At 74.3% G+C, this 10,238-nt stretch carries 10 protein-coding genes; 7 read left to right on the top strand and 3 right to left on the bottom strand.

The features are described from left to right. The first annotated feature begins 344 nt into the window (after nucleotides 1-344). Complete coding sequence (locus HYE82_RS11480) at nucleotides 345-929, top strand: superoxide dismutase family protein (RefSeq protein WP_256987085.1); 585 nt, start codon at nucleotides 345-347, stop codon at nucleotides 927-929. 376 nt (nucleotides 930-1,305) lie between these two features. Continuing rightward, a complete protein-coding gene (locus tag HYE82_RS11475) occupies nucleotides 1,306-4,605 on the top strand; it encodes a tetratricopeptide repeat protein (RefSeq protein WP_179173887.1) in 3,300 nt (1,099 codons plus the stop codon). Between the two features lie 257 nt (nucleotides 4,606-4,862). Here HYE82_RS11475 and HYE82_RS11470 read toward each other — a convergent pair whose 3' ends face one another. Together HYE82_RS11470 and mca are read right to left on the bottom strand one after the other, a co-directional pair. Beyond that, entirely contained in the window at nucleotides 4,863-5,084 is a 222-nt protein-coding gene (locus tag HYE82_RS11470) for a hypothetical protein (RefSeq protein WP_179173886.1), read from the bottom strand. A gap of 2 nt (nucleotides 5,085-5,086) precedes the next feature. After that, the gene (gene mca / locus HYE82_RS11465; RefSeq protein WP_179173885.1) at nucleotides 5,087-5,968 is read right to left on the bottom strand and encodes a mycothiol conjugate amidase Mca; all 882 of its coding nucleotides are present in this window, start codon (nucleotides 5,966-5,968) and stop codon (nucleotides 5,087-5,089) included. A 121-nt stretch (nucleotides 5,969-6,089) separates the two neighbouring features. Between mca and HYE82_RS11460 the strand changes: the two genes are divergently transcribed. After that, entirely contained in the window at nucleotides 6,090-6,503 is a 414-nt protein-coding gene (locus HYE82_RS11460; RefSeq protein WP_179173884.1) for a DUF4307 domain-containing protein, read from the top strand. A 248-nt stretch (nucleotides 6,504-6,751) separates the two neighbouring features. Then, entirely contained in the window at nucleotides 6,752-7,249 is a 498-nt protein-coding gene (gene greA / locus HYE82_RS11455; protein WP_179173883.1) for a transcription elongation factor GreA, read from the top strand. 151 nt (nucleotides 7,250-7,400) lie between these two features. On the opposite strand, the gene ilvA is transcribed toward greA, so the two are convergent. Then, nucleotides 7,401-8,633 (bottom strand): threonine ammonia-lyase, encoded by a 1,233-nt coding sequence (ilvA, locus tag HYE82_RS11450; protein WP_179173882.1) that lies wholly within the window; start codon nucleotides 8,631-8,633, stop codon nucleotides 7,401-7,403. Between the two features lie 245 nt (nucleotides 8,634-8,878). Here ilvA and HYE82_RS11445 point away from each other — a divergent pair, with 245 nt between their 5' ends. The 3 genes from HYE82_RS11445 to HYE82_RS11435 all read left to right on the top strand — a co-directional run bounded on the left by HYE82_RS11445 (nucleotide 8,879) and on the right by HYE82_RS11435 (nucleotide 10,197). Then, a complete protein-coding gene (locus HYE82_RS11445; protein ID WP_179173881.1) occupies nucleotides 8,879-9,400 on the top strand; it encodes a MarR family winged helix-turn-helix transcriptional regulator in 522 nt (173 codons plus the stop codon). Between the two features lie 81 nt (nucleotides 9,401-9,481). After that, on the top strand, nucleotides 9,482-9,949 hold the full coding sequence (locus tag HYE82_RS11440) for a sigma factor-like helix-turn-helix DNA-binding protein (protein ID WP_309144278.1): 468 nt from the start codon (nucleotides 9,482-9,484) through the stop codon (nucleotides 9,947-9,949). Then, complete coding sequence (locus HYE82_RS11435; RefSeq protein WP_179173880.1) at nucleotides 9,946-10,197, top strand: hypothetical protein; 252 nt, start codon at nucleotides 9,946-9,948, stop codon at nucleotides 10,195-10,197. Before HYE82_RS11440 ends, HYE82_RS11435 begins: the two co-directional genes overlap by 4 nt. Nucleotides 10,198-10,238 lie beyond the last annotated feature (41 nt).

The following is a 10,238-nucleotide window of genomic DNA, read 5'->3' as shown; positions in this document are numbered from 1 at the left end:
GTGGTGGGAGAGGCGGGGGCGGCGGGCTTTTCCTTGCCGGTGCAGGCCGACAGCAGCGCCGCACCGGCGCCGAGCGCAAGGTAGCGCAGGGTGGTGCGGCGGCCGATGAGCCGGGCCGCCGTGCGTATCTCTCGTACCGTCACCAAGTCCCCTGGGCTGCGCGATTGGATCTTGCCGGAGTTTACGGGGCCGGTGCCGACGCCCCCGGTCCGGGCGGGTGCGGACCGCCCGCAGTGCCGCTGCGAGGCCGCGCCGGTGCACGATCGGCCGCGCGGAAGTCGTGTTCCGGCGGATCATGGGTCAGCATGGTGTACGGCCTGGCACCCGACCGAGGAGGGCCCGAGATGGCCTTGATGACGACGGTGTTCGCCGCGTCGCTGGCCCTGACGGCAGGCGTGGGCACGCCGAGCCCCGAACAGGGCGCGGTGAGCGTGTCCGGTGCCTTCCTGCCGGTCGGCGACACCGGGTACGGGGCGGTCACCGACGAGACCGGGTACGGGGCGGTCACCTACGCCCCCGGGGCCGTGCCGATCGGCAGCCGCATCCGCGTCACGGAGCGGACCGGTGACCAGGGCACCCGTTTCGAGCTCCGGCTGGAGGGCGTCGGGGCCGGCCGGACCTTCGGCGCCCACGTGCACCGCAATCCCTGCGGGAAGGATCCCGCGGCCGCCGGCGCGCACTACCAGGACGCCGTCGACCCGGTGCAGCCCTCCGTCGACCCGGTGTACGCCAACCCCCGCAACGAGGCATGGCTGGACCTGGCCACGGACGCGCACGGCCGGGGACGTTCGCAGACGACCGTCGGCTGGCGGATCCGGGTCGGCGAGGCCGGTTCGGTCGTGGTGCACGAGCACGCGACCCACACCGGGCCCGGCCACGCGGGGAGCGCGGGCCCGCGCCTCGCGTGCATCACCGTGCCGTTCGTCTAGTGCTGCGGTCGCAACGGTTCGCCGGCTCGCGGCGTCCGGTGCGGCGCATCGCGAGGCGGTGGGCCGCAGCGGCAGCGCGCACTCGGCGTGCTCGCGCGGTCCGATACCGCGGCGGGGTGCCGTGCCCGGGGGCACCTTCCAGCCGTAGTCGGGGGAGCGTCGTGCGGAGGTGGACCCTTCCGTCGGAGTACCGGCCCCGCGGTCGGTCACTGCGCGTGGCGGTGCACCGGCCGGGCGGGCCGGGAACGCACATATATGCACGCGGTTTCCCGCATGCGGGCCAACTCCCTCTGATCTAGCTCAACTTCTATGTCGCGCACGGCCCGGCGGTCCCACACTTGGGGCACGTTGCCGGAGCTCTCTTGAGGGGATGCCGATGCGGGACAGCCATCGCGGTGAGGCCGAGCGACTGCTGGAACGGGCCGTGGACGAAGAGGACCGGCGGGCTGCCGCGGCGGGTGCACCGGTCGACAGGGAGGCGCTGCTGGCGCGCGGGCGCCAGACGCTGGACGCCCTCGCGGCGAGCGCCGCCGAGGAGTACGAGGCGTACGTGCGGGCCCTGGACGAGGCGGCCGACGGGGAGGAGTCCCTCGGCGAGGCCTTCCGGCGGCAGAACACCTCGACGGCGCTGCTCGTCACCGCCGTCGCGGCGGTCGCGGCGGCCGGTGTGGACCTCTCGTTGGGCGTGGCCACGGGGACGGCCTTGACCGCCGGGGCCGTCACCGGGATCGCCGGCGCTGCCGCCACGGTCGCCAAGGTGACGGCCCTGCACCTGCCTGCAGCGAACCGTCGGGCCGGTGAACGGGGGCGGCCCGGCGGACCGGAGCAGCTGAAACTGCAGTGGCTGTCGGCGCTGGAGGTACGCGGGATACGCCCGTTCCTGGAGCAGCAGCGCGCGGTGGCGGCCGCGGCCCGGCAGGCCGCCCGGCAGGCCCCGCGCCCGGCCGCCCCGCCGCTGCGCGGCGGCGACCGCAGTGCCGAGGCCCGGCGGCGTACCGTGCTGGAGCAGTCCTGGGCGCAACTCCCGCAGCCAGCCGCCTCGTTCACCGGGCGGCGGGCGGAACTCGCCCGGATCGCGCAGTGGGTGCAGACGGCGCGGGCCAGCACGGAGACCCGCCCGGTGGTCGTGGTCCTGCACGGCGAGCCCGGAGCCGGACGCACGGCCCTGGCGCTGCGGGCCGCCGACGCGCTGCGCGACCAGTTCCGCGGCGCGTGCGTGGTGGACCTGCGCGGCGGCGGCCCCGTCGGCGGGGAGGCGCCGCTGCCGACCCGGGAGGCACTGCTGCACCTGCTGAACCGGCTGGGCGGGCCCCGCGAGCAGTTGCTGTTCCGCGAGGGGGCCGCGGGCGAGCAGCAGGTGCGGCGGCTGGGCGAGCTGTACCACCAGCACCTGCAGGGGCTGCCGGTGACGGTGGTGCTCGACGACGCGGTCGACGCCGAGCAGGTCCGGATGCTGGTTCCGGAGCGGTCGGAGAGCCTGGTGCTGGTGACGGCGCAGCAGCCGCTGGAGCTGCCCCCCGAGGTACGGGCGTGGGTGCACCAGCTGCCGGTGGAGCCCCTCGCCGACCCGGACGCGGCCGAGCTGCTGCGGGCGGCCGCCGACGGTGTGGCGCCCTCCGCCGACGACGGCGGCTCCCTGCCCGGGCCGCCGCAGCTCCTGGCCCTGGGCGGCGGGCTGCCGCTGGCCCTGCGCGTCCTGGCCCCGGTGGCCGCGACCGCCCCGGAGGCCCTGACCGCCGCCGCGGAGGCCCTGCCCGCCCGCGCGGAGGACCCCGGCCAGGGCCCCGACCCCGCGGAGGCCTCCGGCCCGCGGCTGGAGCGGGCCCTCGGCCTCGCCTACGCCTGCCTGCCCGAGGAGCGGCGCCGGCTGCTGCGTCGCCTCACCCTGGCCGGGCGGGCCTCCCTCGGCCCGTCGGCCGCGGCGGCGCTGATCGACACGGACCGGGCGGCGGCCGGGCGGCTGCTGCACGACCTGGCCCGGGCCGGCCTGCTGGACCCCGTACGCGGCGAACGGTTCCGCATGCACGACGCGGTGCGCGCGTACGCGGAGGCGCGGCTCGCCGCGGACGAGGACCGCGCCACGGCCTCGGCGGCCCACGGCCGGCTGATCCGCAGCTACGCGCAGCTCGCGGACACCGTGATCCGCATGGTCGACGGGAAGACCTCGCACCGCGCCGGCCACTTCGGCGGCCACGGCTTCCTCTCCCTCGATGCGGCGCTGCGCTGGCTGGACGAGGAGTCGAGCTTCATCACGGCAGCCCTGCGGCACACCGAGGACGTGGACCAGCAGGCGGTCCTGGACCTGCTGGGCGCGCTCTGCGACTTCTGCCTGCTGCGCGGGGACCTGTACCGCCTCGGGGAGATCAACGAACTGACGCGGACCGTCGAGGCGGCCCACGGGGAGCCGGGGCAGGGCCGGATGGTCCGGTCGGTGCAGTGGCGTACCGGCATCGCGGCACGCCAGATCGGCGAACTGGACAAGGCGCGCACCACGCTGGCGTCGGTCGTCGACCAGTACCGGGAGGCGCAGCAGGACGCCGGCGCGGGCATGGCCCTGATCTCGCTCGGCATCACCCTGCACCACCAGGGTCAGTTGCCGGAGGCCGCGGCCCGTATCCGGGAGGCGCTGGAGCTGCAGGAGCCGGACAAGCTCGCGGGCGACCGGGCGTGGGGCCTGCACGCCCTGGCCGCGGTCGAACGCGACCGGGCGCGGCTCGCCGAGGCGATGGCGCTGCTGGAGCAGTCGCTCGCCCTGCACCGGGAGAGCGAGAGCGTCCACGGCGAGGCCTGGGCGCACTTCCAGCTCGGGCAGGTCCACCTGCGGCTCGGCGCGGTGCCGCGGGCCGAGGAGGAGCTGCGGCTCGCCCTCGACCTGTACGGGCGCACCCGCGACGACCGCGGCCGGGCCTGGGCCCTGACCCAGCTGGGCCGGGCGCGTGTCGTCGACGGGGATCCCGGGCCGGCGGTCGGACAACTGCGCGAAGCGCTGGCCCGGCACCGCGAAGCCGAGGACGCGCGCGGCGAGGCGTGGACGCTGTACTACCTCGGGCACGCGCTGGAGGAGGCCGGCGACCCCGACCAGGCGGTACGGGAACTGGAACGGGCCCGGACCATGTTCTCGCGGATGCGGGACGTGTACGGGCTCGCCTACGCCCGGCACCACTCCGGCCGTGTCACCCGTGACCAGCGGGCCGCGCAGACCGGGAACCTGAAGAACTCCGGCTTCGCCCGGCAGCTGCTCGTCGACGCCCGGGCCGACTTCCGGCGGATAGGGCTCGCCCACGGCGAGGCGTGGACCTGCGTCGAGCTGGCCGTGGTCGACGCCGGCAACGAGCGGGTGGCGCAGGCACTCGGCCTGTGCGAGGAGGCCGCCAGGCTCTTCATCTCGTACGGGGACCGGCGCGGGGAGGACTGGGCGCGGTTCCTGCGGTGCACGCTGCTGCCGTACGCGGTGCCCGGCGCGGGTGTCGCGGAGGCGCGGGCCGAGCTGACCCGCCTGGCGGGCTCGCCCCACCTGATGCGGGAGGCCCGCCTGGCCGACTGCCTGGACACCTACACGGTGGTTCTGGGGCGGGGTGTGGACCCGGCGGAGGGCTGGCAGGCCTGGCGCCTGGCCCTGACCCCGACCCTCCTCTCCCGGGAGCTCATGGGCGTCCCCCTGCCCGACTCCCCCTGACCCCGGCCGACCACCGGTACGCCCCGGCCGACCACCGGTACGCCCCGACGCCCGCCGGGTCGTGCCGGCCGCCCGCCGGGTCGTGCCGCTGCGCGGGAATTCCAGCGGGGCGGAGCCCACGGAAATCGACTCCGCGCAGCGGCACACGCCGGCCCCGGCCCCTCAGGGCCCGAGCCATGGCACGCCGGAGCCCCGCCCGGCGGTGGCACACCGTCGGGCGGGGTCGCCAGGGCCAGGACGGGCCGGGCCCGCTTCGGCTAGGCCGAGGGGGTCGGCTTCGGGCCGGTGCCCGGCTCCGGGGCTTCCTCGAAGTCGACCCGGCCCATGTGCCGGTTCATCGACTTCATCAGCCCCCACACCCCGAGGGCAAGGGCGGCGAAGACGAGGAAGCCCAGGATCCCGGGCGTCACCTTGTTCTTGTCGAAGGTGTCGCCCGCCAGCGGAACGAGCTGGATCAGTGCTGCCTGTGTAGCGCTCATGGCTACACATTCTCCCGGATGCCGGCGAAGAGGTCGGACTCGGGGAGGGAGGTGTCGACGAGCGACTTGGCGAGCTCGTACTCCTCGGTGGGCCAGACCTCCTTCTGGATCTCCATGGGAACGCGGAACCAGCCGCCGTCGGGGTCGATCTGCGTGGCGTGGGCGATGAGCGCCTTGTCGCGGATCTCGAAGAAGTCGGCGCAGGGGACGTGCGTGGTCAGCGTCCGCTCCTTGCGCTCGAACTCCTTCCACCGCTCCAGCCACTCCCCGTAGGGGGATTCCATCCCGCGGGAGAGGAGCGCCTCGTGGAGGGCGATGGTGCGCGGCTTGTTGAAGCCCTGGTTGTAGTAGAGCTTCTGGGGCTGGTGGACGGGCCCGAATTCGGCTTCGGGGTACTTCTCGGCGTCGTTCGCCCCGTCGAAGGCCACCATCGTGATCTTGTGGGTCATGATGTGGTCGGGGTGCGGGTAGCCTCCGTTCTCGTCGTACGTGGTGATGACCTGCGGCCGGAAGGCGCGGATCTTCTTCACCAGGCGGCCGGCCGCCTCGTCGACGTCCTCCAAGGCGAAGCAGCCTTCGGGGAGCGGGGGCAGCGGGTCGCCCTCGGGCAGGCCGGAGTCGACGAAGCCGAGCCATTCCTGGTCGACGCCGAGGATCTGGCGGGCTTCCTCCATCTCCTTGGCGCGGACTTCGTGGATGTTCTCCTCGATGTACTTGTCACCCTGGAGCTTGGGGTTGAGGATCGAGCCTCGCTCACCGCCCGTGCAGGTGACCACCAGCACGGGCACCCCCTCGGACACGTACTTGGCCATGGTGGCCGCGCCCTTGCTCGACTCGTCGTCGGGGTGGGCGTGGACGGCCATCAATCGCAGCTGCTCGGTCAAGACAGGATCCTCTGTGATTCGTCAGGCGGACGGCTCCTATAGTGACCGAATCGGGGGGCGGAAAAATTCCGGGGTCGAGCCCGGAATCAAGCGGAACCCGACACTCTCGGAAGGAACGATCATGAGCACGGTGCGCGAGGGTCTGCCCGAGGGCCGTTACGGCCGGTCGGCCGACGAGCGCGCGGACCGCACGCTGAAGATCGTCGGCTCGGTACTCGGTGTCGGCCTGCTGGCCGTCGTCGGCTGGATCGGCTGGGGCTACGTGGCCGGCAAGGACGTCAGCGCCGAGGTGATCAAGTTCCAGGTGGTGTCGGACTCCGAGGTGAAGGTGCACCTGGAGGTGCGCAAGGAGGCCTCGGTGACCGGGGTGTGCACCCTGATCTCGCAGGACACCGGGCACGGCGAGGTGGGCCGCGCGGACTTCGCCTTCGGGCAGAAGGAGTCGCGCGTCGACGAGGTCGTCACGGTGAAGACCACCGGCCGCGCCACCACGGTCGAACTGGTCGGCTGCCAGGCGGCGGGGTCCGCGGGCTGACCTTCGGCCCCGGCGGGCACGGGGGTACGCGGGCACGCGGGCACGCGAGCACACGGGCACGCCGGAGGGAGCGCCGGTGGCGCGCCAGGGCGAGGGCCGGGCGGCACTTGGGTCCCGTTGCTGCTCAGGGGCCCGATGACACACTTCATACCCACGGCGTCCTCCCCCTTTTCTTCCCGAATTGTTAGGCTCGTGGTTTCGCCCGCCACCGGCGGACAAGTAGTCCCCTGTACCGACGAGGAGCACCCGTGACCCAGACGAGCGAGAGCGTCACCTGGCTGACCCAGGCGGCGTACGACCAGCTGAAGGCCGAGCTGGACTACCTCTCTGGTCCCGCACGCACGGAGATCGCCATCAAGATCGCGGCTGCCCGTGAAGAGGGCGACCTGCGCGAGAACGGCGGTTACCACGCGGCCAAGGAGGAGCAGGGCAAGCAGGAGCTCCGGGTCCGGCAGCTGACGCAGCTGCTGGAGAACGCCAAGGTCGGCACGCCCCCGTCGGCCGAGGGCGAGGTTGCGCCGGGCACCGTCGTCACGATCGCCTTCGACGGCGACGAGGACGACACGATGTCCTTCCTGCTCGCCTCCCGCGAATACGCCTCGGACGACTTCGAGACCTACTCCCCGCAGTCCCCGCTGGGTGCGGGCGTGATGGGCAAGAAGATCGGCGAGGACGCCGAGTACGAGCTGCCGAACGGCAAGACGGCCTCGGTCCGGATCCTCGACGTCAAGCCGTTCACCGGCTGACCACCCCGGAAGACGCCGCACGACACGGCGGGGCCCCCTCCGGACCGATCGGTACGGTCCGGAGGGGGCTCCGCCGTTTCTCCGGCCGGCCGGTCGGGGTGCCGCAGGACGTCGCTCCCTGCGGCGAGGGCCCGGCCGGAGCGGCCGGCCGCTAGCCGATCACCGTGTATCCGGCGGCGTGCAGCGAGCGTGCGACCTCCGTGCAGTGCTCCCGGCCCTTCGTCTCCAGGTGCAGCTCGACCTCCACCTCCGTCAGCCCAAGCCGCGGGTCGGTCCGTACGTGGCTCACGTCGAGCACGTTCGCGTCGACCACCGACAGCACCGCCAGCAGCCCGGCCAGCGCCCCCGGCCGGTCCGCCACCCGCAGCCGCAGCGAGAGGTAGCGGCCCGCCGCCGCCATGCCGTGCCGCAGGATCCGCTGGAGCAGCAGGGGGTCGATGTTCCCGCCGGACAGGACCGCCACCACGGGGCCCGACCCGTACAGTTCGGGCTCGCTCAGCAGCGCGGCCACGGGGGCGCAGCCCGCCGGCTCGACGACCAGCTTGGCCCGCTCCAGGCACAGCAGCAGGGCGCTGGAGAGCTCGTCCTCCGACACCGTGCGGACGTCGTCGAGCAGTTCGCCGATGATCCGGAAGGGGACGTCGCCGGGGCGGCCGACCTTGATGCCGTCGGCCATGGTGCTCGGATTGTCGATCGAGACGGGGTGGCCCGCCCGGAGCGAGACCGGGTACGCGGCCGCCCCCGCCGCCTGCACGCCGATCACCTGCACGTCCGGCCGCAGCGCCTTCACCGCGACGGCGATGCCCGCGGCGAGGCCCCCGCCGCCGATCCCGACGAGGATCGTGCGCACCTCCGGGCACTGCTCCAGGATCTCCAGGCCCACGGTGCCCTGCCCGGCGACGATGTCGCGGTGGTCGAAGGGGTGGATGAAGACCGCCCCGGTGCGGTCCGCGTATTCCTCGGCCGCGGCGAGGGTCTCGTCGACGACCTGGCCCTCCATCCGCACCTCGGCCCCGTACTCCCGGGTCGCCGCGACCTTCGGCAGCGGCGCCCCGGCCGGCATGAACACGGTCGCGTGGACGCCGAGCAGCGCGGACGCGAGGGCCACGCCCTGCGCGTGGTTGCCGGCGCTCGCGGCGACGACGCCCGCCGCCCGCTGCTCGGGCCGCAGGCCCGCGATGCGCACGTACGCCCCGCGCAGCTTGAAGGAGCCGGTGCGCTGGAGGTTCTCGCACTTGAAGTGGACCGGGGAGCCCGTGAGGGAGGAGAGGTACCGGCTGCCTTCCATCGGGGTGATCCGGGCGACGCCCGAGAGCATCTTCTGGGCCCCGAGGACGTCGTCGAGGATGACGGGCGGGACGGGCTGCAGCACGCGGTAGTTCATGCCGCCAGTCTCGCAGCCCCCACCTGTCACGGGCGTGTTCCGGCGGACCGGGCGGACCACGCGGAAGGGACGAAATCCGGCCATGCGGGACGGGTGCGGGAGTTCGGTCCGTGCCGTGGTCCGCGCCGGTTCCGTACCGGGCTCGTACCAGTCGTACCAGTTCTCCCACGCGGCGTACGAGCCGCCGCATGGCCGCGTACTCTGTCCCCCATCCTGTCGGCCCCACGCGAAGAGAGCTCACGGCCATGCCTTCCAACCCGGCCAATTCCGACCTGCCCGCGGCGGCCGAAACACGCCCCGAAGCCGGTCTCCTGGACGCGCTCCAGCACCAGGTGGCCGTCTTCGCGCGCCGCGCCGAGCAGACCCGCCTGGGCGGGGTCGGACAGGCCCGCAACTCGATGGACCGCGCCGCGTACCTGCTGCTGAACCGGCTCGACCTGGAAGGCCCGATGGGCGTCAAGGCCCTCGCCTGCGGCATGGGCATCGACTCCTCCACCGTCACCCGGCAGGTCGCCCCGCTGGTCGACACCGGGCTGGTCAAACGCGCCTCCCACCCCGAGGACGGGCGGGCCGTGGTCCTGGCGCTGTCCCCGCGCGGGCTGGCACGGCTGGAGGAGGTCCGGGTGTCGCGGCGCGAGCTGATGGCCCGGGTCACCGACGGCTGGAGCGAGGAGGAGCGGGAGGCGTTCACCGGACTGCTGACCCGCTTCAACGGCTCGCTGTCGGAACTGATGGGCACCGTGACGGAGGCCGGCCCGGCCTCCTGAGGCGGCGCTCCGCGGGCGGCCCGGACCGGGCGTGTCCGACCCCTTGACCGGGGCCGTCCCCCTGCCCGCACCATAGGCCGTGTGGACCACCGAGCGGGGCCCTACGCCGAGTTCGAGGCCTTCGTCGCGGGCGCGGCGGGGCGGCTCCTGCATGTCGCGGTCCTGCTGACGGCCGAGGCGGGCGGCATGTCGGGCGCCGCTTCGGGGGCCGTGTCCGGCGCCGACTGCCCGGCCGCCCGCCGGCTGCTCGCCGACGCGCTGGCCCGTACGTACGCCGGCTGGGAGCGGCTGCGCGGCGACGACCCCTACGACCACACCCGCCGGGAGCTGTGCGCCGCCTTCGCCTGCACCGGGCGCCGCCACCACGGCGGCCGGGGCCTCCTCGCCCCGCTCCCCCCGCTGGAACGGCTCGTGCTCGTGCTGTGCGTGTACGAGGGCGTGGCGCACGAGGTCGCGGCCGCGCAGCTCGGGCTGCCGGTCGAGCGGGTGCGGGTGTTGTCCGGGCGGGCCGTGGCCGCGCTGCGTGCCCGGCGGCAGGAGGCCGCATGAGCATCCCGGACCGAAAGGAAGCCCAGGTCAGGCGGCTGATGGAGGGCCCGTACCCGGTGGTTCCGGCCGGGCTGGCGGCCGCCGCCGCGGCCCGCGGGGACCGGCTGCTGCGTCGCCGCCGCATCGTGCGCCGGGCCGGGTGGGCGCTGCTGCTCGCGGCGGCGGTGGCCTTCGCGGTGTGGGCCTCGCTGACCCAGCCGTGGCAGGTCCCGCCGAGCGATGTCTCCCCGCCCCTGGAGGGCTGGTAGCCACCGCCCGGCGGCGAAGGTGGCGGCGGAGCCGCCTGCCG

The sequence above is a fragment of the Streptomyces sp. BR123 genome (assembly GCF_013401435.1).
In the GTDB taxonomy this organism is placed as follows: Bacteria; Actinomycetota; Actinomycetes; order Streptomycetales; family Streptomycetaceae; genus Streptomyces.
This window is presented reverse-complemented; position numbering and strand designations above follow the sequence as displayed.